General features: G+C 63.3%; 22 protein-coding genes and 1 pseudogene. 13 read left to right on the plus strand and 10 right to left on the minus strand.

Annotation, left to right across the window (positions count from 1 at the left end; genetic code table 11):
• Positions 1 to 17 precede the first annotated feature (17 nt).
• Positions 18 to 1,142: a DUF1236 domain-containing protein gene (locus tag AB3L03_RS08030; protein ID WP_368508408.1), complete on the minus strand. Its 1,125-nt coding sequence runs from the start codon at positions 1,140 to 1,142 to the stop codon at positions 18 to 20.
• Between the two features lie 102 nt (positions 1,143 to 1,244).
• On the opposite strand from AB3L03_RS08030, the gene AB3L03_RS08035 reads away from it, so the two are divergent.
• Positions 1,245 to 1,727, plus strand: coding sequence for an NUDIX domain-containing protein (locus AB3L03_RS08035; protein ID WP_085352065.1), 483 nt, complete (start codon positions 1,245 to 1,247; stop codon positions 1,725 to 1,727).
• Here the strand turns inward: AB3L03_RS08035 and AB3L03_RS08040 are convergent.
• Complete coding sequence (locus AB3L03_RS08040) at positions 1,714 to 2,688, minus strand: Bug family tripartite tricarboxylate transporter substrate binding protein (RefSeq protein ID WP_368508409.1); 975 nt, start codon at positions 2,686 to 2,688, stop codon at positions 1,714 to 1,716. The two genes, AB3L03_RS08035 and AB3L03_RS08040, sit on opposite strands and share 14 nt — an antisense overlap.
• A gap of 441 nt (positions 2,689 to 3,129) precedes the next feature.
• Between AB3L03_RS08040 and AB3L03_RS08045 the strand changes: the two genes are divergently transcribed.
• The 6 genes and pseudogenes from AB3L03_RS08045 to AB3L03_RS08070 form a co-directional block, all read left to right on the plus strand.
• Entirely contained in the window at positions 3,130 to 3,786 is a 657-nt protein-coding gene (locus AB3L03_RS08045; RefSeq protein WP_247367108.1) for a hypothetical protein, read from the plus strand.
• A gap of 29 nt (positions 3,787 to 3,815) precedes the next feature.
• The gene (locus tag AB3L03_RS08050; RefSeq protein WP_368509020.1) at positions 3,816 to 4,064 is read left to right on the plus strand and encodes an HGGxSTG domain-containing protein; all 249 of its coding nucleotides are present in this window, start codon (positions 3,816 to 3,818) and stop codon (positions 4,062 to 4,064) included.
• 406 nt (positions 4,065 to 4,470) lie between these two features.
• Positions 4,471 to 4,821, plus strand: coding sequence for a hypothetical protein (locus AB3L03_RS08055; protein ID WP_039799972.1), 351 nt, complete (start codon positions 4,471 to 4,473; stop codon positions 4,819 to 4,821).
• A gap of 358 nt (positions 4,822 to 5,179) precedes the next feature.
• On the plus strand, positions 5,180 to 6,586 hold the full coding sequence (locus AB3L03_RS08060) for an invasion associated locus B family protein (protein WP_368508410.1): 1,407 nt from the start codon (positions 5,180 to 5,182) through the stop codon (positions 6,584 to 6,586).
• Positions 6,587 to 6,716: 130 nt separating this feature from the next.
• Positions 6,717 to 7,268: a hypothetical protein gene (locus AB3L03_RS08065; RefSeq protein WP_368508411.1), complete on the plus strand. Its 552-nt coding sequence runs from the start codon at positions 6,717 to 6,719 to the stop codon at positions 7,266 to 7,268.
• A 62-nt stretch (positions 7,269 to 7,330) separates the two neighbouring features.
• Positions 7,331 to 8,445 (plus strand): annotated as a pseudogene (locus tag AB3L03_RS08070) (adenylate/guanylate cyclase domain-containing protein); the annotation flags it as partial.
• Positions 8,446 to 8,601: 156 nt separating this feature from the next.
• Here the strand turns inward: AB3L03_RS08070 and AB3L03_RS08075 are convergent.
• From AB3L03_RS08075 to xylB, 6 genes are all read right to left on the minus strand, one after another.
• Complete coding sequence (locus tag AB3L03_RS08075) at positions 8,602 to 9,648, minus strand: sensor histidine kinase (protein ID WP_247363506.1); 1,047 nt, start codon at positions 9,646 to 9,648, stop codon at positions 8,602 to 8,604.
• A 387-nt stretch (positions 9,649 to 10,035) separates the two neighbouring features.
• Positions 10,036 to 10,983 carry a phosphatase PAP2 family protein gene (locus tag AB3L03_RS08080; RefSeq protein ID WP_085352062.1) on the minus strand — a complete coding sequence of 316 codons (948 nt, stop codon included), beginning with the start codon at positions 10,981 to 10,983 and terminating at the stop codon, positions 10,036 to 10,038.
• Between the two features lie 983 nt (positions 10,984 to 11,966).
• Positions 11,967 to 12,914, minus strand: coding sequence for an ABC transporter substrate-binding protein (locus AB3L03_RS08085; protein ID WP_018458273.1), 948 nt, complete (start codon positions 12,912 to 12,914; stop codon positions 11,967 to 11,969).
• Positions 12,915 to 13,067: 153 nt separating this feature from the next.
• Positions 13,068 to 14,123, minus strand: coding sequence for a ribose ABC transporter permease (locus AB3L03_RS08090; protein WP_018458272.1), 1,056 nt, complete (start codon positions 14,121 to 14,123; stop codon positions 13,068 to 13,070).
• Positions 14,116 to 15,651 carry a sugar ABC transporter ATP-binding protein gene (locus tag AB3L03_RS08095; RefSeq protein WP_368508412.1) on the minus strand — a complete coding sequence of 512 codons (1,536 nt, stop codon included), beginning with the start codon at positions 15,649 to 15,651 and terminating at the stop codon, positions 14,116 to 14,118. The genes AB3L03_RS08090 and AB3L03_RS08095 overlap by 8 nt, the downstream gene beginning before the upstream one ends.
• 211 nt (positions 15,652 to 15,862) lie before the next feature.
• Positions 15,863 to 17,308: a xylulokinase gene (gene xylB / locus AB3L03_RS08100; RefSeq protein WP_204510530.1), complete on the minus strand. Its 1,446-nt coding sequence runs from the start codon at positions 17,306 to 17,308 to the stop codon at positions 15,863 to 15,865.
• Positions 17,309 to 17,451: 143 nt separating this feature from the next.
• Between xylB and AB3L03_RS08105 the strand changes: the two genes are divergently transcribed.
• The 4 genes from AB3L03_RS08105 (at position 17,452) to AB3L03_RS08120 (ending at position 22,340) form a co-directional block, all read left to right on the plus strand.
• Positions 17,452 to 18,705 carry an MFS transporter gene (locus AB3L03_RS08105; protein ID WP_368508413.1) on the plus strand — a complete coding sequence of 418 codons (1,254 nt, stop codon included), beginning with the start codon at positions 17,452 to 17,454 and terminating at the stop codon, positions 18,703 to 18,705.
• Positions 18,706 to 18,729: 24 nt separating this feature from the next.
• Positions 18,730 to 19,923 carry a M20/M25/M40 family metallo-hydrolase gene (locus tag AB3L03_RS08110; protein ID WP_204510528.1) on the plus strand — a complete coding sequence of 398 codons (1,194 nt, stop codon included), beginning with the start codon at positions 18,730 to 18,732 and terminating at the stop codon, positions 19,921 to 19,923.
• Between the two features lie 74 nt (positions 19,924 to 19,997).
• On the plus strand, positions 19,998 to 21,086 hold the full coding sequence (locus AB3L03_RS08115; RefSeq protein ID WP_018458267.1) for a mandelate racemase/muconate lactonizing enzyme family protein: 1,089 nt from the start codon (positions 19,998 to 20,000) through the stop codon (positions 21,084 to 21,086).
• Positions 21,087 to 21,191: 105 nt separating this feature from the next.
• Positions 21,192 to 22,340, plus strand: a complete 1,149-nt coding sequence (locus AB3L03_RS08120) for an amidohydrolase (protein WP_085352055.1) — start codon at positions 21,192 to 21,194, stop codon at positions 22,338 to 22,340.
• A gap of 6 nt (positions 22,341 to 22,346) precedes the next feature.
• On the opposite strand, the gene AB3L03_RS08125 is transcribed toward AB3L03_RS08120, so the two are convergent.
• Positions 22,347 to 22,658, minus strand: coding sequence for a hypothetical protein (locus tag AB3L03_RS08125; protein WP_018458265.1), 312 nt, complete (start codon positions 22,656 to 22,658; stop codon positions 22,347 to 22,349).
• On the opposite strand from AB3L03_RS08125, the gene AB3L03_RS08130 reads away from it, so the two are divergent.
• A complete protein-coding gene (locus tag AB3L03_RS08130) occupies positions 22,657 to 23,442 on the plus strand; it encodes a DUF72 domain-containing protein (RefSeq protein ID WP_085352054.1) in 786 nt (261 codons plus the stop codon). The genes AB3L03_RS08125 and AB3L03_RS08130 overlap by 2 nt on opposite strands.
• On the opposite strand, the gene AB3L03_RS08135 is transcribed toward AB3L03_RS08130, so the two are convergent.
• A complete protein-coding gene (locus AB3L03_RS08135) occupies positions 23,439 to 24,626 on the minus strand; it encodes a CaiB/BaiF CoA-transferase family protein (protein WP_018458263.1) in 1,188 nt (395 codons plus the stop codon). The genes AB3L03_RS08130 and AB3L03_RS08135 overlap by 4 nt on opposite strands.
• A 166-nt stretch (positions 24,627 to 24,792) precedes the next feature.
• Between AB3L03_RS08135 and AB3L03_RS08140 the strand changes: the two genes are divergently transcribed.
• On the plus strand, positions 24,793 to 25,680 hold the full coding sequence (locus AB3L03_RS08140) for a VOC family protein (RefSeq protein ID WP_368508414.1): 888 nt from the start codon (positions 24,793 to 24,795) through the stop codon (positions 25,678 to 25,680).
• The last annotated feature ends 102 nt before the right edge of the window (positions 25,681 to 25,782 follow it).

A 25,782-nucleotide genomic window follows, 5' to 3' on the forward strand; every position in this document is an offset into this window, starting at 1 on the left:
CTTCCAGTGGCCGCGAACTAGTCGATCTCCTCGATGATGCGGCGTTCGCGGGGCTCGACGACATAGGTCCGCGTATCGCGGTGGATGTAGCGGTACTCGCGCAGGTCGGGCGCGTCCCGATAGACGGTGCTCGGGAATTCCTCGACCTCGACACTCTCGGGAACGCGGTCACCAACATGGATCTCGGACCGCGCGGTGCTGCCGGTGGTCTGTCGTTCGCTCCGTCCCTCGGTGCGGGTCTTCGCATGCTTGCGGATCACTTCGCGATCGCGATCCGAAAACTTGCTGGCGCTGCGCTCACGCGTGGTCGTCGTTGTCGCGGTGGATTGTCCCGAGTACGGCAGCACGGTTACGATCTTGTATGTCGCCGGATCGACCACGACGATTTCATCCTTCACCAGCGCAAAGCTGTAGCCGCGATATTGCGGCACGATCTCGACCACATCGGGTGGCAGCGTCGATAGCTGGACATCGCGCGGCACCACCGTGCCGACGTTGAGCGAGAAATTGACGCTGGTCAGCGGCCGCACGTTGAGATGCGAGATGGACGCGCTGATCTTGGTCTCCTGCTGCTTGTTGAGGTTGACGTCAGTGCGGGCGGCGGCCTGTGAATTGGCACCGGTCCGCTGGTCTTGCGCCTGATTGCTGCTCGGCGTGTTTGGCGATTGCTGGGCCTGGTTGGTACCAGATGAACCAGGCGCCTGCTGCGCCTGATTGGTATTGTTCGACGGAGGGTTGGAGCGATCCTGCGTCTGGTTCGAGTTCGCCGCCGGCGGATTGGCGCTCTGCTGCGAGGCGGGCTGGTTACCGGCCGCGTTGGAGTTTGCCGTACCACTGGGCGGCCGCGAGGACGTGTCCGCGCTGTTGGTGGCGTTGGTCCCGGAGCCGGAATTGGCCGATCCGGAAGACGGAGTGGTCGCCTGGGTATTCTGTGTCGACGTTCCGGGCGTTGATGATTGCTGCGGCTGCGATCGCGACTGCTGTGTTTGTGCCGCGCCAGACGGCGACGTGTTGGACGGAGCTGCGGAATTGGACTGGGATTGCGGCGTTTGCTCAGACTTGGTGTTGCTGCTTGGCGATTGCGCAAAGGCGGCGTTCGCCAGCACCAGCCCTAAGGCGGTCGTTGCCAACAGGCGGATCATGGTTCACTCCCTTGTTCGGTCAAAGCGTTGGCTATTAACCTGCGCTAAAAGCGTCTGTTCCACTTTTTCCCGGCCGAATGCGCCGCCTGAACGGAACCTGCGATGCCATCGAAAAGCGCCGGGATCATTGCCTATCGCAAACGTGGGGAGCTCGAGGTTCTGCTCGTTCATCCCGGAGGACCGTTCTGGCGCAACAAGGACCTCGGGGCATGGTCGATTCCGAAGGGCGAGTACGCAGACGAAGACGCAGAAACCGCCGCGCGACGGGAGTTTGCCGAGGAGCTTGGGCTTGAGCTGTCCACGCCGCTGACTTCGCTTGGCCAGGTCAGGCAGCGCGGCGGCAAGATCGTCACCGCGTTCGCGGCCGAGTTCGACGTCGATTTGCGCAGCATTCGCAGCAACACATTCGAGATGGAATGGCCGCCACGCAGCGGCAAACGTCAGACCTTCCCGGAGGTCGATCGTGCCGAATGGTTCACGCTCGCAGCAGCGCACGAGAAGATCAACGCAGGACAGCGCCCGCTGCTCGAGCGGCTGGCTCAGGTGGCCGGCAGCACGCCAAGCAGACGCCCTACTCCGCCTTGATGTTCGCCGCCGCCACCACTTCGGCGAGTTCCTTGATCTCCTTCGCGATCTTGGCGGCGTAGTCGGCCGAACTCAGCACGCTGACGATGCCCTGCGTCTCCAGCCGCTCCCGTAACAGCGGATCGTTGGCTGCGGCGACGATCTCCCGGTGCAGCATCTCGAGCGTCGGCGCGGGGGTTGCCTTCGGCATGAAGAAGCCGACCCAGAACGAGATGTCGAAGCCGGGATAGCCGGCTTCCGCGACGGTCGGCACATCAGGCAACGCCGGCAGCCGCTCGGCGGAGGACACCGCGAGCGCGCGCAGCTTGCCGGCCTTCACCAGCGGCACGGCGGACAAGGGATCGAACACTGCCAGGACCTCCTGCGCGAGGATACCGACCTCGGACGCAGCACCACCGCGATAGGGCACGTGGATCATCTTGACGCCGGCCCTCTCGCTGAGCAGCTCCATGGCGAGATGGGCAAGGTTGCCGTTGCCGCCCGAGCCGTAGGCAAGCGCGCCGGGCGCAGCCTTTGCCGCGGCGACGAGATCGGCGACGGTGTTGATGTTGGCCGTCTTGGAATTCTCCGGATTGACCACCAGCACGAGCGGCGCCGACACGACGGTGGTGAGCGGCGCGAAGTCCTTTTCCGGGTCGTAGCGGATATCCTTGAACAGCGTCTTGTTGAGCGTGATGGTGGAGGAGTTGCAGGCCAGCATCGTGTAGCCGTCGCCTTCCGCACGCGCGACGCCTTCGGCCGCGATCATGCCGTTGGCGCCGGCGCGGTTCTCGACCACGAAAGCTTGTCCGAGCTTGTTGCTCAGCCGATCGGCGACGATGCGCGCGACGACGTCGACCGGGCCGCCCGCGCTGAAGCCGACCATGATCTTGACCGGCCGCACCGGATATTTTTGCGCGAAGGCCTCCGTCGTCACGCACAATCCGGCGACGATCGCCAGCAGGCGAAGCGTTCGTTGCATTCGTTCTCTCCCCAGAAGTTCTCGCCGCTTTTGCAGGTAGCGGCGCATTCGCGGATCATGATGAGCGGCCGCGCCGGATTTCGCAATCGCGTTTGCAGGCCGGCATTCCGTCGCGCGGCAGGTCGGAGCCGGTTCGAAACAAAAAACGCAAAAACAACCCCATGCACAGTAGCCGACGCTTGCGAGATCAAGGACTTGCACGAACGAGGATTTGCACGAACGAGGATTGCGCGCTTCGCAATCTTCGTTTGACACGTCGGGCAAAACACCGGCAGAATGCCATCATCGCAACAATCGTCAGCGTCCACGCCGCCCGACCACGGGGCGTCGCGCGGCGATTGCGCGTAAGCCCTTCATCAACATCCCGAAAATCCCACAGGCGCGCAAGCCGAGCGATCGATGTCGCGCGCAATGAGCCCGCGCGGTCAAAGGACACAGCACATGACGACATCTGCCAAACGCCACAGCAAGCTGCCGGTTGCGGCAAACGATCGCAGCGGCCCCGACGCGAGCCCGCGGATCAAGCTCTACAAGCGGGGGATTGCGATCCGCCATGCCGACCCCCAAGCCGGCGAACGGCTGCTGGCCGAGGCGCTCGGTGCCGCCGACCGCGACGCGCTGCATGGTCTCCTCAAGCAATTGGTGAAGGCCAGCGTGACCGGACGGAAGCCCGATGAAGCCAATCTCGCCTTCATGATCTCGCTGGTGAAGAGCATCGCGCCGAAGGACTCGATCGAGGCCATGCTCGCGGTGCAGATGGTGTCCGTTCACGCCGCAACGATGCGTTCTGCCTGCCGCCTCGCCCTCACCGACGACGTTCCGCAGCAGGAGAGCCTCACACGCGCGCTGACCCGGCTGGCCCGCACCTTCGCAAGCCAGATCGAGGCACTCAGCCGCCACCGCAACAACGGCGAGCGCGCGATCACGGTCCGGAATTTGTCGGTGCAGGACGGCGGCAGGGCGATCGTGGGCAACGTGACCCAGCACGCCAGCATGATCGTCGCGGAGCCGCACGCTGCGGCAGCCGCAGGACTGGTCCCGCCGCGTGAGGCCGGCGAATACGAACGGGCCGAATCCAGACAGGGCAGCAATGCATGAGCGGCGATCACATCCGCAACACTGGCGCGATGTGGACGAGCCCGCGCTGCGGCGCCGGGACGCGCAGCGGCCTCGCCTGCCGCGCGCCTGCAGTGCACGGCAAGTCTCGCTGCCGCATGCACGGCGGCGCACGGAGATCAGGCGCGCCGAAGGGAAATCAGAATGCGCGAACGCATGGCGAATTCACGGGTGATGCGGCCGCTGAACGAGCGCGGGATCGGGCCGTGCTGAATGATGCGTTGAAGCTCCTTGCGGAGCTGTCGCGAGTTGCCGAATAGGCCATAAAGGCGATGCACCGTAGATCGCAATCGTCGTTGACGAACGCGGTTGTGGAGATCCGCAACAGATGCCGTGCAGACTCATGCACCGTGGGTCATTTCCTTAAGTCTGTGAGGGCTTTGGTCGGCTACGCCGTCATGAGCGGACAAGCTCGGCGCCAGCCCAGAGGTCGGCTAAGGGCAGGCTAGGCCAAAGAAGCAGCTGCACTGACCTTTAGTTGAAGCGTTGTCGTATTTGAACCTTCGCTCGAATTTCCGGACTCACCTCAGTGGGGATGGGAATGAACTGTCCCATCACAGCATCGAGGATCGTCAGCGGCAGTTGCAACGGATTTAGTTTCCGGGTTGCCAGCCTAAGCCGCACCAAGCCAGCGGATCGGCCGGCGAATATCGCGGAGGCAAACAGATGTTTCCAGCGAAACTTGCGGCATCGTTGCTGGGTTCAGCGTTGCTACTGACGCCGGTCCTTGCACGCGACGATGGCCGATACGACCACTCTCCGCTGAAGTCTTGGTTTGAAAGCTTGCAGAGCGAATTTGGAAAGTGCTGTACTGATGCCGACGGATACATAGTGTCCGATGCCGATTGGGAGTCCAGTCGGGGCCGTTACCGCGTCCTCATCGATGGCGAATGGGTGCTCGTACCTGACGGTGCGGTTGTCACAGAACCAAACCGCTTCGGCCGTACAATGGTCTGGAGGCATTACATAGACGGCCATCCGCGCGTCCGATGCTTCATGCCCGGATTCATGACTTGACCTCACTTTCAAGGTGCTCCGCTTCGGGTCATTCGCACCGATTTGCCCGCGTATTCTCGATGTCCGCTATGGCCCTAGCTGCCGGCGTGCCGGATACTTCGCCTTCAGGCCCACAAGCAGACCAACGACAATAGCGGCGGCGGGGTTAAAGCTCGAAACAGCCCCTAAGGCCGTCAAAAAGCCAGGAGCCGCATGAAAGGCCGTGCACGCTCATCCGAGTTTCCGACGACGCTTTTTTTGCTAGGCCACTAAGCCGCACGACGTCGGGAACTTGCGGTTGGTCGCTTTGATCCAAATCAACGGATTCCTGCCTCCGAGACCTAGCGTCAGACCCAGACCAGATCGTCGGAGAAAGAAGATGCTGAAGCACTTGCTGGCCATTCTTCTTTTGCTGGCTTTCCCCTCGGCAGTCCATTCCCCAGCCGCGGCAGATGACCGAACTGCGGGACAAGTAATCCAAGAGGAAATTTGGGCGCTGCCGTTTCCACTGCCGGTGCTTGCCTTCCTGGTACGGCCGGTCGGAGATGGTCCGTTTCCGCTAGTGGTTATGAACCATGGAATTTCGCTGGAAGCCAACCAGCGGACGATGTTTCCGGCGATCGAGTATCGGGACGCGGCACGTTGGTTTGCACGTCGCGGTTATGTGGTCATCTCGCCCATCAGGTACGGGGCCAGCAGTCTCGATGATAAAGATCAGGGTCTCTACGGAGCCGTCTTTGCCCACGTCGGTAGCTGCGACAACCCAAACTTCCGCGGTTCCGGGCTCGCCATCGCCACTCTGAACGAGTGGGTCATCGACTACATGAGCAAGAAGAAGATGATACAGCCGGGTAAGGTCATCGTCGTTGGCCAGTCGGGCGGCGGATGGGGCTCGATTGCTCTTGGGAGCCTAAACCCGTCATCAGTTCAGGCCATCATTACCTTTGCAGCGGGACGCGGAGGCCGAGTTGACGGCAAACCCAACAACAATTGTGCTCCCGACAAGCTCGTTGCCGCCACCAGCGAATTCGGCCGCACCGCACGCGTACCGATGCTTTGGATCTACGCGGAAAACGACAGCTACTTCGGTCCGGAATTGACGATGCGGATGCATCAGGCCTTTGTCGAAGCGGGCGGAAATGCCGATTATCGTATGCTCCCGTCCTTTGGGACCGACGGGCACTTCATGATCGATTCCGCCGACGCGGTGCCGATCTGGTCGCCCTTGGTATCGCGATTTCTGGAGAGGCATTCAGCGACCGCTCCGCCGCTTGGGCAGCCAGTCAACGGCCCTTCTGCCCAGCGGGAGCCTCCGTCGAAGCCGCGACGATTGCGGCTGCCTGAGAACATCCATTTCTCAACCTGGAAAAAGCTTTGTTTCGCCTCATCCGATCGAACCAACATATGCCGATCGACGTCAACCGCCACGGACGATCTCGATCAGGTCGTGGCCCGTGTCGATCTGATCGAACGAGCTGACGGTCCCGCTCGCCTGCAGCTGTTCGTTCCGCAAGGGGCAAATCTGCAGCAGGGAGTCAAGGTGACGGTAGATCAAGGCAGTCCTGTCCAGGTTCCTTTCACCTGGTGTCTCACCAACATCTGCATCGCAGCACGTGGAATTGAACCAACGGTGGCGGCGCAAATGGAAGCCGGCCAACAGCTCAAACTCGAACTCACAGACCTTTACTCCTCTTCGGTGACGATAAAGTTGCCGCTGAGCCAGTTCGGGGCTGTTCACCAAGACCCGCCTGCCGAAACTTTCGATTTCAGCCTGACTGAAGAATGAATGAAGTTGGACCGCCTGACGGGGCTGACCGAAAGGAAGCTCGACTGTGAGTACATCGGACGTTTCTCTACGGAGCACGAGACATTCAAAGATTCCTGCTCTTAAAGGATTGAAGAAATTCTCCGGATCGATGATCAAGCAGTCGATACGGCGGCGGATTGTTGCGATCTCCGTCGGATTGATCATCCTCATGCTGGCGACGTCGGTCCTATCGATAGTGATGGTCAGGCGGGTCGGCCATCTGCTTGATGAACTCTCTGCACGGTACGCGCCGATCAACGGGCATCTAACGCGGATCAATACTCTGTCTCTGGAACGAGGTCTCGCAGTCCGCCGCATGGTGATCGCGAAGATGCAGGAGCCGCCCGATGTGCTCGGATATAGAGCCCGCTTGGAGCTCTACAACGAGAAGGGAGCCGAGGTCGAAAGCGAAGCGCAAGCCGCGCGGACACTGATCAATTCGATCATTGAGGACGCAAGTACACCCTCGGACAATGCAGCCCTGGCGCGCATCGACAACCGGATTGAAAATCTGAGCGATACTCGCCGCCAGCTGAAGCAGGAGACCAGAGAGCTACTTTCACACCTTGAGGCGAGAGACTTTCCAGCGGCGAGACGCAGCCTTGCGCGAGCAGACGCTGTTCGCGACGACTGGATGAGAAGGTCAGTGCTATTCGATTGAGTATGCTGACCGTCAGCGAGGGGGCTATCGCAAAAGTGAGGTCGGAACAGACCCAGGTGGCGCTGACCTCGGCCATCGTGACGCTGCTTGCCGCGATCGTCGATTGATCTTCGCCAATCTGGGCAGCGGCGGCATCATTCGCTCTGTCCGACTATTGCTTGAAGGTGCCCGCGCGGTGGAAGCGGGTCAGCTCGATCAATCAATCGATGTAAGGGCGACTGACGAAATCGGACAACTGGCTGCCGCCTTCAATCGAATGGTTGTGCAATTGCGCAACAACCAACGCATCAAGGAAACATTCGGAAAATACATCGATCCGCGCGTCGTTGAAGGGCTGATCGATCACCCAAATTTGACGGCCGCCGAAGGCCAGCGCCGGGTGATGACTGTGTTGTTCTGCGACTTGAAGGGCTTCACCAGCCTTAGCGAAGGCATGACCCCGCAAGGTCTCGTCAAGGTCATGAACCACTACCTTTCGGTCATGTCCGAACCAATCCGGAACAACCGAGGGATCATCGACAAGTATATCGGCGACGGCATCATGGCTTATTGGGGCCCACCTTTCGTCGACGAGGCCGATCATGCCCGCCTTGCATGCCTCGCCTCCCTGGAAATGATCGAACGTATCGGAAAATTGCGCGAGGAGATTCCTGAGCTACTTGGCGTTCGCGCAACTCCAATGAAGCAATGCGATCTAAGGATCGGGATCGCGACCGGCGAGGCGCTGGTCGGCAGCATCGGCTCCGACGTGATGATGAGCTACACCGTCATGGGCGATGTGGTGAACCTCGCCTCGCGGCTGGAAGGCGCGAACAAGGTGTACGGCACCCGCAATCTCGTTTCCGAAAGAACTATTGCTGCCGTGGGCACTTCACTTGAGGCGCGGGAGATCGATCGCATTGTGGTGGCGGGTCAAACTCGTTTCGAGGCCGTTTTTGAAATCCTCGGAAGCCGAGCTGATGTCACGCCACAACAACTGGTCTTGCGGGACAAGTATCTGGAAGGGCTCTCGAACTATCGCAACCGGCGATGGGATGATGCGCTTGCTGCGTTCAATGCGTCGCTTGAAGCGATGCCCGACGACGGGCCTGCAAGGGCCCTAATCGAGCGCATCGGAAGCTTCAAAGCAGAACCGCCTCCGAACGACTGGGACGGGTCGTGGCACATCGAAAAATGAGCGCCGGGCTGATACGGCGGACGTCTCCAATGGGTCACAAGCGGTCCTCCACCGGCTGCGCGCGGCAGGTCAGCTACGGGACAGGACCCGACATGCGGGCCCGTGAGGGGCTCCTCGTCCTCGCGGCAGTCAACATGGGTCGGGTAAAAGCTCCCACTATTGTGGTGACATTTCCAGATTTTCGAGCGGAGCCGTGAGGCGGCAAGTGAGTCCGGTCGATTCATAGGACACCGCAACCGACCCTCTGAAGTCGTATTCCAGCGCCCCCGAAATGAGTTGCGAACCGAAGCCTTTATCGGTGGGCTCCGACACAGATGGACCGCCGAATTCTTGCCAGACGAAGACGAATTTTTGATCACCCGCCTGATCTTCGGTTGACCACACGATGGACACCCGGCCGCCTGTCACGCTCAGAGCGCCATACTTTACTGCATTGGTGGCGAGCTCGTGAACCGCTAAGGAAAGGGCGAGAGCCTGTTGCGATCTGAGAACAAGCGGAGGACCGGACGTCGTAATCCGGCCTTCGCCTGTTCTGTAAGGGCTCAGGGCCGTGTTGACGACATCTCGAAGTGGGGCAGCAGCCCAATTCGCCGCAGTCAGCAAGGCGTGTGCTCGTCCGAACGCGGCAAGTCGTGCCTTATACTTTTCAAGATCGGCGCGGCTCGATACGTCACGAAATGTTTGGCTGGCAACAGCACCAAGCACAGCAAAGGTGTTCTTGAACCGGTGCTTTAGCTCTTCGTTGATAAGCCTCAGGGCTTCCCTTGCCATGTGCTCGGAGGTGACGTCTTTACAGACAACGAGTACGCCGCCGACTTTATCTTCAAGGTCAATTGGACCGAAGCTGTACGTCCACCAGACATCCTCGCGCCGACCGTGGCGGGTTACAGGCACCAATTGATCCTCATGCCACGTCGCCCCCTTACCTGCCATGACGTATTCAATCTGGGGACCAATGATGTCCCATATTTCATCCCAGCATTCACGGCCGCCCGCGCCCAAGGCGCTCGGATGCCGCTCGGGACCCATCGTTTCGCGATACGCATCGTTATAGAACTGGATGAGGTCCGGTCCCCACCAAATGAACATCGGGTGGCGTGAGGTAAGAACGAGCCGCACCGTGACCCGAAGACTTTGCGGCCAGGCTTCCGGCGAGCCGAGCGATGTTTTTGACCAGTCAAACGCTCTTGTGAGAGCGCCCATCTCGCCGCCCCCCGACAAGAAAAGGCTACCTGTGTCCCCGCCCATGCGCGCAACTCCTGACACGTTGCCCAAGCGTAAAGCCAAAATTCTCGGCAATGCAATGTCGATGGTTGGTCAAAGCGGTCCACGCCGGGCGCTGCGATAGATCAGTTTCGGGCCAGATGGGGGTGCCACTACACCGGGCGCGCCGGCGACATCGACCAGACCCTGGCGATGTCCGTTCCGGGTCAGTTTGCCCGCGTGTTCTCGATGTCGGCTGGCCCCCGCTCCGGTGTACCGCAGGCGATGGCGACCTTCGCCTTCGGGCCACAAGCGAACTTCAATCTGTTTGTCGTTTGATGACCTCTGCCAAGACAAATCGCTCTGTCGCTTGCAGAGCGTGGATGACTATCCGGCCGCGTGCGATGGCGAGGTGTTCCATCGCGCAAACAAAACGCCCCAGCGAAGCTGTCGAAGGCAAGCGAGGCAGAGAACGATGCCCGCACCGGCGATGATATCGATGAAATAGTGGCCGCCTACAGTAGGTGTTGCAGCAAGCATCAGCAAGTTCAAGACAAGGTATAGTGGGAAAAGCATCTTCACGCCTCGGCTGGCGTATATAAGTATTGTGGCCAGCGCAGCGTGGAACGAAGGAAATGTGATCAGACCATTCACGTGCGTCAACGAAATGCGTGTCATCTCGCCGCTTCGGAGTGCGTTGAAATCGATCAAATGATACGCGTCGACGCGTTCGACGACGCCAAAGTAGACCCATGCGCTCGCTGCCGGCAGTCTCCATGAGATCGGAAGAATCACGAGGAGCGATGTTACGAACAGCCAAACAAACTCTCGCATCCTTTCAAATCGCCCGCACGCACTCAGCCACACCAACAAGATGGCGACCTGCAGCATACAGCTGTGATACGCGACTGCGAGGACCGCTTTGATAATTGGTCTGACCTCAACCCACTCAAAGAAAGCCAGCCAATTCAGTCTCAGCAGGGTGTCGACGCCGGCCAGCTGGGAATCGACCAACGGAAACTTTGCCGTGATGGTTAGATAACTCAGGATCGCGCCCACGACCGTAAAGGCAATGATCTGAGCCAAAGCCGTGGCAAGCTCAGCGATACGCCGATCCGGCCTCAACCTCGTGTAAACAAAGGAGAGAAGAGCAGCAGCACAGAACGCAATCGCTTGCGTCGGATCGATAGCCATCGTCATCCCAGCGGCGCGAAGCCATACGAGGTCAACGGCTGCAACAATCGCAATTGCGATCCACAAGCGCAGAATTTCGCTGAACCGATAAGCATTGAGGACGGCAAAGACAAAGCCTTCATTTCGCATCACTCTGTCCATCTATCGCATCGTTCGGGATCCCTGACCCCTTCTGGAGCATCAATATCTGGTGCTCATCTAATGATTGTTTAATTTGGCTCACACAATTTCCGCGTGTTGAACTCGATGGGTTCCGCGCTGCTCATCAAATCTGACTACGCGTGTTCGCATTGAATCATCGGCTGACCGTAGGCTCCGAGGGAGCTCACGTCCGCTTCGGGTCAAAACTGCGACTCCGCTTTGCATGAGCGACGGTCCGGTCTAGCTCGCGAACGGACGTCACGATCGCTCGCGCGAAGGTCAGCCGCCGAGCCAACATGTGACGCGCGTTGGCGCTCACGTGAGGATGCGATTTCGCCCTTGGCGGGCTCTGCCTGCTGTTTCAGCCTTTGCTTCCCCGGGCCAATATCAAGCAAAATGGATATGTGGGGCTACTTCGAAACGCGCAGCTTGGAAATGGATGTGCCGATCTGGGTGAAGGCGGCGTCGATTTCGCTGCAGCGCCGACGAATGACAAGACCGGCAACAAGGCGATGGCGAAGATGACGGCGATATTGCCGCGCTCGTCCCGGGCTAGGCGACCCAACGTGGTGGCGGCGGAAGAAAGGCTCAAGGTCATCGGGAATCCTCTGCAACCTCCAATAGGCAGTGAACTATAAAGTATACGTTAAGTTACGCGCGAAAATGCTGGCAAACAGCCTTCCGCATGCGCGGCGCCGCCAAGGAGACCCGGACCTCCTGCGGGTTCCGCAGGCCGCTTTGGTGATATGCGAACGGGGCCATCCTGCAGGTATCGCTGCCACATCTTCCGCTGGTGCGTCAGGCCCCGCCATCGGGCATCAGTGAGTCGAAGCAGGGAGGCAGCCACGGCCAACAAGACCACATTCGCCGAGGAACTCGGAAACCTTGGCTATCGCAAGCGGCAGATACCGCTGCACGCCTAGCCAATACCGCGCCACGCGAGCCGACCAGCGCCGCATCCGGCGCCGGCCGCCTCTCGCCCGCTACTGCGACCGATCCGAGGTCCAGCCTTTGTACTCGCCGACATTGTCGCGCGTCACGAGTTTCGACGGCAGCAGCTCAACCGTGGACGCCGGCTTCTGGCCGTTGAGAATGCTGACGCCGACCTGCACGGCGCGGCGGGCCATGAAGAACGGGTCCTGCGAGGCGGAGGCCTGAATCTGCGTCGCCTGCGGGTCCTTGAGGGCCGCTTCGATGTCGGGGGCGCCGTCGACCGCGGTGATGACGATGCCGGTGCGCTGCTGCTGGCGCGCGGCGAGGTCGGTGCCGATCGCCTGCGGGTCGTTGATGGCGAAGATGGCGTCGATCTTGGCGAAGCGGGTCAGATAGCCCTGCGCCACCGTGAGGCCACCTTCGCGCGAGCCCTTGCCGTCCTGGTCGCTGGACAGGACCTTGATGCCGGGATTCTTGCCGAGCACGTTCTTGCAGCCGACCACGCGATCGATCACCGCGGAGACCTGCGGGCCGTTCTCGATGATCACGTCGCCCTTGCCTCCCAGCTTGTCGACGATGTACTGGCAGGAGATCTCGCCGGCCTGGACGTTGTTGGTGGTCACCGTGGCGTCGGCGCCTTCGGCCGCGGTGTCGACGGCAACGACGACGATGCCGGCGGCCTGCGCCTTCTTGATCGCTGGTCCGATCGCCTTGGGATCGCCAGGGTTGAGCAGGATCAGGTCGACGCCGGCGGCGATGAAATTGTCGATCTGGGTGACCTGCTTGCCGAGATCATATTCGAAGCCCACCGTCGTGATCTTCACGTTGGGGTTGGTCTTCTTGGCCTCGAACTCGGCGCCCTTCGACAACGCGACGAAGAATGGATTGCCGAGCGAGCCCAGCGAAATGCCGATCGACTTAAGCTCCTTGGCGTAGGACGGCGCGGAGCTCAGGACGAGCGCCATCGCGGCGCCGGCAAGCGAGATCGACTTCAACATTGGCTTCCTCCCTGGTCTGTTTGAAGCTCCGGCGCGGCGACCAGTTGCCGTGACGGAATGAACATGACGGCGCGGTGCCGGCTGCATTTTCATGCTCCTTGTTTGAGCATGATCCTTTCGAAAAACCGCTTCGCACTTTTTCGGATCATGCTCTCAAGTCCGAGCCGAGCCCTGCAGCCGATAGCGGTCCAGCGCCACCGCGCCGATGATGACCAGACCCTTGATCACATATTGCCAGACGTCGGACACGCCGATCAGGATCAGGCCGTTCGACAGCACGGCAATGATCAGCGCGCCGACCAGCGTTCCCCAGATCGAGCCGATGCCGCCGACAAAGGAGGTGCCGCCCAGGATCACGGCGGTGATGGCGTCGAGTTCGTAGGACTGGCCGAGCTGCAGGCCATTGGCGGCGTAGAGGCGCGCTGCCTGCATCGCGCCGCCGAGGCCCGCGAGCAGGCCGGACACGCCATAGACGAAAATCAACACGGCCCAGACCTTGATGCCGGCGAGCCGCGCCGCGCTCTCATTGCCGCCGACCGCGTAGATGTGCACCCCGAGCACGGTGCGCTTGAGCACCAGCCACGACACCAGGATGACCAGCAACGCGATCACCCAGAGCCAGGGAATCGACAATACGCCGGGAATGAGGGTCAGAGCACCGTTGCCGATGAAGGCATAGGGGATCGACGGATTGAACACCGTGGTGTCGGCGCCGAGCAGGCGCGCCGCGCCGCGCACGGCGGTCAAGGATCCCAGCGTGACGATGAAGGGCGGCAGGCGCAACAGCGCGATCAAGCCGCCGTTGAGAATGCCGAAGACGGTGCCGGTGAGCACCGCGGCCGGCAACCACAGCGCCCCGAGATCTGGAAATTTGGAGATGATCAGCCCGGCCATCGCCGCCGCCGCCAAGATGGAGCCGACCGACAGGTCGATGCCGCCGGTGAGGATGACGAAGGTCATGCCTGCGGCCAGCACGGTATTGACCGCGGACTGCTGCACCACGATGCCGATGTTCTGGCCGGTGAAGAAGCGGCCGTCCGACAGCACGTGAAAGCCGATGCACAAGAGCAGCAGCACCGGCAGCATGCCGACCGCGCGAATGATCATCCGCGTCCGCTGCCGCTTCGTCTCCTGCGCGGCGGCAAGACCGGGCGCGACGGGGACGGCTTTGGCGGGGGCGGTGTTGGCGGAAGCGCCGTTCTCAGGCATCGAGCTGCTCCGTTCCGGTGGCGAGTGCCATGATCTCCTCCTGACTGAGTGGCGATGTCGCGTCGCGCCGGATCTGCCCGGCGATATGTCCTGCACGCATCACGATGACGCGGTCGCAGATGCCGATGATCTCGGGCAGGTCGGACGAGATGACGAGAACCGCGGTGCCCGACTTCGCGAGATTGTCGATGATCGAATAGATCTCGGACTTGGCGCCGACGTCGACACCGCGCGTCGGCTCGTCGAGGATCAGGATCTTCGGGCCGATCGCGAGCAGCCGCGACAGCAGCACTTTCTGCTGGTTGCCGCCGGAGAGCCCGCCAGCGGGAACACCGACATTCGCAGCGCGGATGCCGAGCCCCGCGAACGCGCGCTTGGCGCGGTCACGGGCCTTATCGCGGTCGAGAATGCCGCCGAATTTCGCATCCCGGCCGAGCACCGCGAGATTGATGTTGTCGAGACAGGACATGTCGAGGAACAGGCCGAGCGCCTTCCTGTCCTCGGTGAGGTAGGCAATGCCGGCGTCCAGCGCCTCACCGGGCGTGCGGATGGAGGCCGCGCGCCCGTCGATCTCGACATGGCCGGAGATCATGGGCGCGGCGCCGATGATGAGGTGCGCAAGCTCGGTGCGGCCGGCGCCGACCAGGCCGGCAAGCCCTACCACCTCGCCCGCATGCACCGTCAGCGAACATCCCTTGACGCGCCTGCCGTCGGCGATATCGACAGCCGCAAGCACGGGAGCTCCCGAGCGCGCGTTGGGATCGTTCCTGGGATCATGCTCCTTCTTGTAGAAGGACGAGACGTCGCGTCCCACCATCATCCGGACGATGGTGTCGGCACGGATGTCTGCCTTGTCGAGCGAGCCGACCAGCGTGCCGTCGCGCAGCACCGTGACGCGGTCGCCGAGCGCATAGACCTCGTCCATGCGATGCGAGATGTAGATGATGGCGAGACCTTCGGCGCGCAGCTGGCGGATCAGCGCGAACAGCCTTTCGCTCTCACCGGCCGACAACGCGGTGGTCGGCTCGTCCATGATCAGGATCCTGGAGCGGGCGTGCAGCGCGCGCGCGATCTCGACCAGTTGGCGCTGGCCCATCGAGAGATTGGCGACCTGCGTCTGCGGCGTGAAATCCGCGCCGAGCCGCGCCAGGATCGGACCGACGCCGGCCTGCATCGCCTCGCGCGCCAGCAAGCCGCCGCGGGAGACCTCGCGACCGAGATAGATATTCTCCGCAACGCTCAGGTTGGGGGCGAGCGAGAGTTCCTGATAGATGATCGCGATGCCGGCTGCGCGGCCGCCGAGCGGACCGCTGATCTGCACGGGCTGGCCGTCGATGCGGATTTCGCTGCCCGGGTCCGGCCGGTAGGCGCCCGACAGGATCTTCATCAGGGTGGATTTGCCGGCGCCGTTCTCGCCCATCAAAGCGTGGATTTCGCCCGCGTAGACGGTGAGGTCGACGTCGCGCAGCGCCTTGATGCTGAAGAACGATTTAGAGACCCGGCGCATCTCGAGGATGGGCTCGCTCATCACACCTCCCCGATGCGCCGACGGCGGCATCGCAATCTCACCCGCGTCTCGTTGGTCCCTGGCGCGCGCGCAAGCATTAAACAAAAGGTTGTGGCGCAGGGCAATACCTCCGGCATACCGACCAACGGTCCGGCGCTGCTTTTATCTTTTGCAGACGGAACCGATCCCGCGCGTGATGCCTTTTTCTTCGCCACATCATCGCGTATCGCGATCAGCGCCGCGGCCGGTACAGGCGGCGCCATTGCGGCAGCCGCTCGGCATAGGCCTGCGCAAGCGCGCCGTCGGGCTCGAAGGTCTCGACGCGCTGTGGCGCGGTGCAGACGGCGTCGATCGCCTCACCGGTGACGGCGAGGCGACCAAGCCGCGCCGCACCGAACGCCGCGCCCGTCTCGCCGTCGGCAAAGCGATGCACCGGCACGTTCAGGACATTGGCCAGCACCGAAAGCCAGAACCGCGACCGTGAGCCGCCGCCGATGACATCCGCCTCCGCGATCACCAATCCGGTCTCGGCCAGCACGTCCCGGCAATCCGCAAGCGCGAAGGCGACGCCTTCGAGCACGGCTTGCACGATCGCGTCACGATCGGTGGCGTGACTGATCCCATCGAGCATGCCGCGCACGTCGGGGTCATCGTGCGGGGTGCGTTCGCCGGAGAGGTACGGCAGGAAGCTGACCGGCGACGGCGCCCGCGGGCGCAACCCGAGCGGCGCCAGCAGCTCAGTCTCAGGGATCCCCAACAGCCGCGCGATCCAGGCCAGGCACGATGCCGCCGAGAGGATCGCGCCGGCTTGAATCCACCTGTCGGGGACGGCGTGACAGAACGTGTGCACGACCCGCTCCGGATTGGCCGCGATCGTCTCGGTCGGCACCAGCAATGCGCCGGAGGTTCCGAGCGAAATGAAGGCTGCCCCGGGATTGATGGCGCCGATGCCGATGGCTCCCGCCGGATTGTCGCCGGCCCCGCCCGCGATCATCGGCCGCCCGGTCATGCCCCAGCGCTGCGCCAACTCGCTCCGCAGCCGTGCAGCCGGCGCGCAGCCCTCGACCAGACGGGGCATCTGCCGGCGCGATAGCGCGGTCGCGGCGAGTCCTTCATCCGACCAATCGCGGCTGCTAACATCGAGCCACAGCGAACCCGAGGCGTCCGAGACATCCTCGATCGCCTCGCCGGTCAGCACCAGGCGCAGATAGGCCTTTGGTTGCAGCACGAGTTTTGTCGCCGCGAAGATCTCCGGTTCGTGCCTGGCGACCCACAGCAATTTTGGCGCGGTGAATCCCGGCATCGCCTTGTTGCCTGTCGTGGTCCGCAAGGCGGGCCAGCGCCGCTCCAACTCGGCGCATTCCGCAAAGGACCGTCCGTCATTCCAGAGAATGCAGGGCCGCAACGGCCTGTGGCTGGCGTCGAGCAGCGTCGCGCCGTGCATCTGGCCGGACAGGCCGATGCCCTCGACCTCGGCCAGCTCGCGCGCGTGATCCGCCTTCAGCGCGTCCAGCGTCGCGAACGTCGCCTCGATCCACTGTGCCGGGTCCTGCTCGCAATGGCCGGGACGCGGCGAGGAGACCGTCAGTGACCGGCTGCGGCTCGCCACCACGCGCTGCGCGTCGTCGACCAGAACGATTTTGACGGCGGAGGTGCCGAGGTCGATGCCGAGATACATGATGTCACTAGCCTTGCACGTTTAGGATCTTGCGCGTCCGTTGCCTTGTGCATCCACGACATTGCGGCCATGGCGGTCCCGATGTTGGCATGCACCCGTCAATCATGTAACCCCACCCGAAACCTTGCCGGGACGCAACGCCCATGACCACCGCCGCCACCCACGACGCGGGAGCCACCCGCGCGCTGATCTTTGCGCTGCTTGCGCTGGCCTGCGGGCACATGCTCTCGACCTTGCTGCGCACCATTCCGGCGGTCAGCCTCGACCTGATGGCGGCGGATTTCGGCATCGAACCGCAGGCGCTGGCGAGCCTCACCTCGGTCTACCCGTTCGCGTTTGCGGCCGCGCAGATCCCGGTCGGTGCGGCGATGGACCGCTTTGGCGTGCGGCCGGTGTCGCTGAGCCTGCTCGCGGGAACCGTGGTCGGCGCCATCGCGTCGGGGTTCGCAACGGGACCCGAAAGCTTCGCCATCGGGCAGGTGCTGCTGGGCATTGCCACCTCCGGCATGCTGATGTGCCCGATGACGTTGGCGGCCAAGCAATTGTCGGCCGCGCGCTTTGGGCTGTGGTCGGGCGCGATCCTCTCGATCGGCAATATCGGCATGCTGTTGTCGTCGAGTCCGCTCGCCTTCGTGGTCGACACTTACGGCTGGCGCGCCGGGTTCTGGATCTCGGCGCTCGGCGGCGTCGCCGTGGCGCTCGCGGTGTTCCTGCTGGTGCCGAGCCAGCCGGCCGAGCACAAGGACGAGTCCTCGCCGCTGTCGCAGATGATCGAGGTGCTCAGGCTCGGACTGTCGCGGCCCTTGCGCGGCCTGATCGCGCTGGCCCTGGTGTCGCTTGCGACCTCGCTGGTGCTGCGCGGCCTGTGGGGCGGACCGTGGCTGATGCAGGTCAAGGGATTGTCGCGGGTCGAGGCCGGCAACCAGCTCGGCGCGTTCACGCTGGCCATGATCGCAGGTCCGCTTGTCATCGGCATGATCGACCGCAGGCTGGGACGCCGCCGCGCGCTGGTGGCGGGAACGCACCTCGTCGGGGCATTGCTGCTGGCGCTGATGGCGTTAGGGGCCCCGCGCTATGCCATTTCCGTGTTGTCTGGTGTTGCGGTGATGCCGCCGCAATACGACCTCGTGCTGTTCGTGCTCATCGGGCTTGCCACTTCCGCACAGCCGCTGCTGTTCGGCATGTCGCGGCAGCTGATCGACGCCCAAGTTGCGGGCAAGGCGCTCGCGGCGATCAACCTCGCCTTCTTCCTCGGCGCGGCGCTGATGCAATCGATCACCGGTGCGGTGGCGGCGTTTGCAGGGTTGCCGGCGGTGCTGCTTTTCATGGCAGCCATGCTTGGCATCGGCGCGCTGATCTTTTTGGTCTATACCTCGCCAAGACCGACGATAGAGTAGAGCCCTGCATCAAGGGGACATCTCATGCCTGTCGACACCAAAGCCGCCACCGACCGCCTCTTGCGCTTTCTCGCCGTCGAGGGCGTCACCGGACAGGAGGCCGCGATCGGGCGTGAGCTCACGGCTGCGCTGAAGGAGAGCGGCGTGCCGGCGAAAGCGATCCGGCTCGACGACGCCAATACCCGCATTCCGGTGCCGACCGAGACCGGCAACCTCATCGTCGACCTGCCCGGCCGCGGCGCGCTGCACAACCAGCCGCGCATCATGTTCATGACCCACATGGATACCGTGCCGCTATGCGCCGGCGCCAAGCCGAAAAAGTCGGGTCGCAAGATCGTCAATGATGCGAAGACCGCGCTCGGCGGCGACAATCGCTGCGGCTGCGGCGTGCTGGTGACGCTGGCGGCCGAGCTCGAAAAGCAGCAACTCGATCATCCGCCGATCACGCTGCTGTTCTGCGTGCGCGAGGAGAGCGGGCTCTATGGCGCGCGCCACGTCAAGCTGGACGAGCTCGGCTCGCCGGTGATGGCCTTCAACTATGACGGCGGCTCGGCCTCCAACGTCGTCATCGGCGCCGTGGGTGCCGACCGCTGGACCGTGGAAATCTTCGGCCGCGCCTCGCATGCCGGCGTCGCGCCGGAGCGCGGCATCTCCTCGACCATGATCCTCGCGCTTGCGCTCGCCGACGTGAAGGCCGGCGGCTGGTTCGGCAAGGTGGTCAAGCGCAAGCAGCAAGGCACCAGCAATGTCGGCCCCGTCACCGGCGGCGAGGGAAGGCCCGCGGGCGACGCCACCAACGTCGTCACCGACTACGTGCATGTGCGCGGCGAAAGCCGCAGCCACGACGGAAAGTTCTTCAAGGAGATCACGAAAGCCTACAAGGCCGCGTTCGAGAAGGCGGCCAAGAAAGTCACCAACGCGCAAGGCAAGTCCGGCAAGGTCAAGTTCAAGGCCGAGACCGACTATTTCCCGTTCCGCATGAAGGACAACCTTCCCGTCGTCAGACGCGCGGTGGAGGCCGTGTCCGCCGTCGGCGGCACCCCGAACGTGCGCACCGCCAATGGCGGCCTCGATGCCAACTGGATGGTCCGCCACGGCGTTCCGACCGTGACCTTCGGCGCCGGCCAGAACGAGGTGCACACGATCGACGAGTGGATCAATCTCGACGAATACGACCGCGCCTGCGCGCTGGCCGTGCAGCTCGCGACGATGCGGTGAGCTGCCTTGCATGGCGCGCGCTTGCCGGGCGGTGCGCGTCGGCCTAGCCTGCAAAGAAAACGCAGGGAGGCCGCATGCCGCGCATTTCGACCATCGAGACCGGATTCTACCGGATCCCCCTTCCCGTCACGCTGTCGGACTCGATGCATGGCGACATGGCGGCGTTCGAGCTGATCACCTGCCGCATCCGGGATGCCGATGGCGCCGAGGGCGTCGGCTACACTTACACGGTCGGACGCAATGGCGGCGCCGTCGCCGACATCCTCAAGCGCGAGATCCCGCCGCTCGTCGAAGGCCGCGAGGCCGATGATACCGAGGCGATCTGGCACCAGGTCTGGTGGGCACTGCATTATGGCGGGCGCGGCGGGCCGGCGGTGCTGGCGCTCTCGGCACTCGACATCGCGCTGTGGGATTTGAAGGCGCGGCGCGCGCAATTGCCGCTGTATCGATTGCTCGGCGGGTTCGACGCGCGCGTGCCGTGTTATGCGGGCGGCATCGATCTCGATCTCTCCGTCGAGGCACTGCTCGCGCAGACTGACGGCAATCTCAGCAAGGGCTTTCGCGCCATCAAGATGAAGGCCGGCCGCCCCGATCTCAAATCGGATGTGGCGCGGGTCGCGGCGATGCGACAGCATCTCGGTGACGGCTTTCCGTTGATGGTGGATGCCAACATGAAATGGACGGTCGAGGAAGCGATCCGCGCCGCCCGCGCGTTCCAACCGTATGACCTCACCTGGCTCGAGGAGCCGATCATTCCCGACGACGTCGCGGGCCACACTCGCATCATGCAGGCCGGCGGCGTGCCGATCGCGGCGGGCGAGAATTTGCGTTCGCTTTGGGAGTTCAAGAACTACATCGTCGCGGGCGCGGTGTCCTATCCCGAGCCTGACGTCACCAATTGCGGCGGCGTCTCCGCCTTCATGAAGATCGCGCGGCTGTCGGAGGCGTTCAACCTGCCCGTCACCAGCCATGGCGCGCATGACGTCACCGTGCACCTGCTCGCGGCCTGCCCGAACCGGTCGTATCTGGAGGCGCACGGTTTTGGGCTCGACAAATTTATCGAGCATCCACTGGTGCTGCAGGACGGGCTTGCGCTCGCGCCGGACCGTATCGGCCACGGCATCAGCTTCGATTGGGACGGGCTGGCGAAGCTGTCGGCGTAGACGGGAGCGCGTTGCTGCACGCGAGGCATTCGCTGAGGCTTGATGCAAGCTGCGGTTATTCGGCTATGGTGTCGACGCCGACACACAAGCCGAGAGATTCCCGCCTTGACCCCCGAGCTGCACCAGAAACTGACCGCGTGGCGCCGGCATTTGCATGCGCATCCCGAACTGTCCCTCCAGGAGAAAGCCACCGCGGCCTTCGTGCAGGACAAGCTCACCGAGCTCGGCATTTCCTTCGAGGCCAACATCGGCGGTCACGGCATCGTCGCGACCCTGACGCGCGGCCACGCCCAGGGCCGCGTCGGCCTGCGGGCCGACATGGATGCGCTGCCGATCACCGAAGATACCGGGCTAGCTTACGCTTCGCAAAACCCCGGTGTGATGCATGCCTGCGGCCATGACGGGCATACCGCTTCGCTGCTCGGCGCGGCCGCGCTGCTCGCCGCCGACACCAGCTGGAGCGGGACGGTCGATTTCATCTTCCAGCCGGCCGAGGAAGGTTATGGCGGCTCGCGCGCGATGGTCGCGGCCGGGCTGTTCGACCGCTTTCCGATGCAACGGGTGTTCGGCTTTCACAACTGGCCGGGGCTCGCCGCCGGCACCATCGCGGTCCATGACGGCGTCGTCATGGCCTCCGGCGGGCGCATCACCATCACCATCGATGGCCATGCCGGTCACGCCGGCATGCCGCATCTGACGCGCGATCCGGTGATGGCGGCCGGCCATTTGATCGTGGCGCTGCAATCGATCGTCTCGCGCAGCGTCGATCCGCTCGACACCGCCGTGCTCTCGCTCTGCACGCTCGAAGGCGGCACGGCACGCAACCAAATCGCCGGACGCGTCTCGATCGGCGGCACGCTGCGCTACCATCGCGATGCGGTGAAGGACACCGTTTTGGCGCGGATCGAACAGATCTGCGCCGGGATTGCCACGAGCTTCGGCGTCAAGGTCACGCCCGAGATCGTCATTGGCGTCGGCGTGGTCATCAACACGCCGGCAGAAGCGGATCTCGCGCGCCTCGCGGCGGACACGGTACGGGCCGAGTTGCGGCGCGACCTCGCGCCCAGCATGGCCGGCGAGGATTTTGCCCACTATCTCTCGCGGCGTCCGGGCGCCTTCGTCTGGATCGGCAATGGCGAATTGCGGGATGGCGCCGAGCTGCACGGCCCGCGCTATGATTTCAACGACGCGATCCTGCCGGTGGCATCGAGCTGGATGGCGGAAGTCGCCAAGGCGGCGCTGGCCTCGAACTAGGCCCGCTCACGAGATCTCGCGCGGCAACTTCCAGCCGGGCTTCGGCTCGAACGTCTCCTCGACCTGCGCGACGTGATAGCCGGCGGGCAGAAGGCGGCCGCCCTCCTCGTCCGCGACCGGTACGTCGGTTACCAGCCCCTCGATCAAGGCGGCTTCCCACACCTCCTTCTCCGTCGGAAAGGGATCGCCGATCTGCTTGTTGCCTTCGAACAGCGCGTACATCGGTTCCGGTCCTGCGTTGATCAAGCTCACGAGCAACGTATCGGCCGCACGGACGTTCCCATCCGGCAAATCGCAATGGATGGACACGTCGAACATGGCGCGCGTTCTGATCGGAACTTCCGGCTGGCATTACGCCTCCTGGCGAGGCCCGTTCTTTCCCAAGGGCGTGACGCTGAAGCAGCAGCTGAGCTACTACGCCGGACAGTTCGACACCACCGAGCTGAACGGGGTGTTCTACCGCACCCCGACGCCGGAGGCCGTCGAGGGTTGGCGGGAGCAGACCGGCCGCGATTTCGTCTTTGCCTGGAAGGCCTCGAAATTCATCACGCACTGGAAGCGCCTGTCGGATCGCTCGGTGAACAGCCTCGAACTGCTGGAGGATCGCATCTCACGGCTCGGCGGCAAGGCCGGCCCGATCCTGTTCCAGCTCCCGCCGCAATTCGAGGCCGACGCGGACCGCCTCGCCGGCTTCTTCAAGCTGTTGTCGCGGAAGCGGCGTTACAGTTTCGAATTCCGTCATCCGAGCTGGTATCAGCCGCGCATCTTGCGGATGCTGGCCGACGAGAACATCTCGCTGTGCCTGTCCGATCATCACGACGCGCCCGCGCCATGGAAGCGCACGGCGGATTTCGTCTATGTGCGCGGGCACGGGCCCAGCGGGCGCTATCACGGGCACTATACGAAACCAACGCTGGCGCAATGGGCGCGGCGCATCAAATCCTGGAAGCGGCAGGGCTGCGACGTCTACGTCTATTTCGACAACGACCAGAAGAGCGCGGCGCCGGCCGATGCACAGGCGTTGAAGCAATTGCTCAGCGTGCGGCAAAGCGCGGCGATCACGACGGCAAGCCGCCGTGCAGGTGCCGTTGTTCACCGCTAGACGATGCCGCCTTGCCGGAGCGCCGCGATCGCGGCCTTGTCGTAGCCGAGCTCGGTCAGGATAAGATCGGTATGCTCGCCGAGCGTGGGCGGGCGCATCGCGATTTCGCCGGGCGTTTCCGACAGGCGGACGGCGGCGCGTGCCACCGGTGCGGGCTTCGGCAGACCTGGATAGTCGACGTCCTGCATGAATCCGGCGGCGCGGACGTGCGGATGATCCAGCGCCTGCTGCGGGCTCAGCACGGGGCCGGTCGGAATCATGGCCTTGCCCAGGGTGTCGACGGCTTCCTGCGTGGTGCGCTCGGCGCACCAGCGCGCCATGCGCTCGCTGATGACAGGGCCATTGTTGCCGCGGCTGATGTCGTCGGCAAAGCGCGGATCGTTCAGCCAGACCTCCTCCTCGCCCATCAGTTTCGCCCAGCGCTTGAACAGCGGATGCCCCGTGACCTGGCACAGCACCCAGCCGTCCCTGGTGCGGTAGATGTCGGCGGGCGCCGCGGTCTGGCCGAGATTGCCTGTCGGCACGCGATTGACGTTGATGACGGCCTGCTCGATCAGCGTCGCGTTGGTGAAGGACAAGGCGGTTGCGAGCAACGCGCCCTCGACGATCTGCCCGCGCCCGGATTTGCCGCGCTCGATCAGTGCGGCGAGCGTGCCGAACGCGCAATGTAGCGCGGTCCCGAAATCGACCCAGTTGACCGCGGCCCGGTAGGGTGGATCGCCGGCGCCCGTCATGTACACCGAGCCCGACATGACCTGGCCGACACCGTCGAAGCCGACACGGTCGGACCATGGCCCCGGCCCGCCAAACGCGGTGGCCGTCGTCAGGATGATGTCCGGCTTGATCGCCTTGAGCGAATCGTAGTCGAGCTTCATCGCGCCCAAGGTCTGCGGCGGCAAATTGGCGACGACCACGTCCGCGGTCGCAATCAGGCGGCGCATCACCTCCTGTCCTTCCGGCTTCATCGGATCGAGCGTGAGGCACTTCTTGTTGCGGTTGACTTGAAGAAACAGCGCGCCTTCGCCAGTTTCGCCGACCGGCGCCACGAAACGATCCTCGCTGCCGTCGCGCTTCTCCACGCGAATGACCTCGGCGCCGAATTCGGCCAGCAAGGTCGCGCAATAGGGCCCCGCGATATAGCGCCCGAAATCAAGAACGCGGACGCCCGCCAGAACCCCTCCCATCGATCTCTTTCCTTTGTGCTTTTTGTCAGCTTACAGGGATTGGCATTTGCGGCAAGGTGGCAATGGACGCCATGCCCCACCCTCGAGATGTGATCGGCGAATCATTTCGACTGGCGGAAATTGTGCTCTAGTATGGACCTGTCCCTCCCCCATCAGAGCCCCGTCCATGCCGCAACAATTCGATCGATCCAAAGAAGATCTCGGCAACGCGATCCATTTCGAGCACGTCAACATCCAGGTCCCGGACCAGCGCCTCGCCACGCTGTTCTATGTCGCAGGTCTCGGGCTCACCCGGGATCCGTATCTGATGGTGTCCGACACCAACATGTGGATCAACGCCGGACGGAGCCAGTTTCATTTGCCGAGCGGCCGGCCGCAGGTGCTGCGCGGTCATGTCGGACTCGTCATCGCGGGCCGCGAGGCGCTGCTGGCGCGATTGGCGTCGGTCGCCAAAAAGCTCGAGGGCACCGCGTTCGCCTTCGCCGAGCATAACGACCATGTCGAGGCGATTTGTCCGTGGGGCAACCGCCTGCGCTGCTACGAGCCCGACGCCGCGCGCTTCGGCCGTGTCGCGCTCGGCGTTCCCTATGTCGAGTTCGACGTGCCGGTGGGATCGGCCGCTCGCATCTGCGCCTTCTACCCCGAGATCATGGGCATGCCATCCGAGTTATGGAACGGCGACGGTACGGTTGCCGCCGTGAAGACCGGCCGCGACCAGCATCTGTTGTTTCGCGAGACCGATCGGCCGCAAGGCGACTATGACGGCCACCATGTGCAGATGTACATCACCGATTTTTCCGGCCCTTACCGCAAGCTGCTGGCGCGCGATTTGATCTCGCGCGAGGACAATCAGTACCAGTACCGCTTCTGCGACATCGTCGATCTCGACAGCGGCAAGCCGCTGTTCACGGTCGAGCACGAGGTGCGCAGCGCCACCCACCCGATGTTCATGCGGCCGATGGTCAATCGCAATCCGGCGATCAACAACCGCAATTACGCGTTCGGTCACGATCAGGCGTCTTGGGCGATGGGACCGGATCAATACGAGGGATAGGTGATAACCAAGTCCCGGGCGGCTCCGCTGAGTGGAGCCGCCACACGTTGCGTGCGCTCCGGTGGGACGGGCATGCCCCACCTTTCGCATCAGACGGGTGAG

Origin of the sequence: Bradyrhizobium lupini, assembly GCF_040939785.1 — a bacterium.
GTDB lineage: Bacteria > Pseudomonadota > Alphaproteobacteria > Rhizobiales > Xanthobacteraceae > Bradyrhizobium > Bradyrhizobium canariense_D.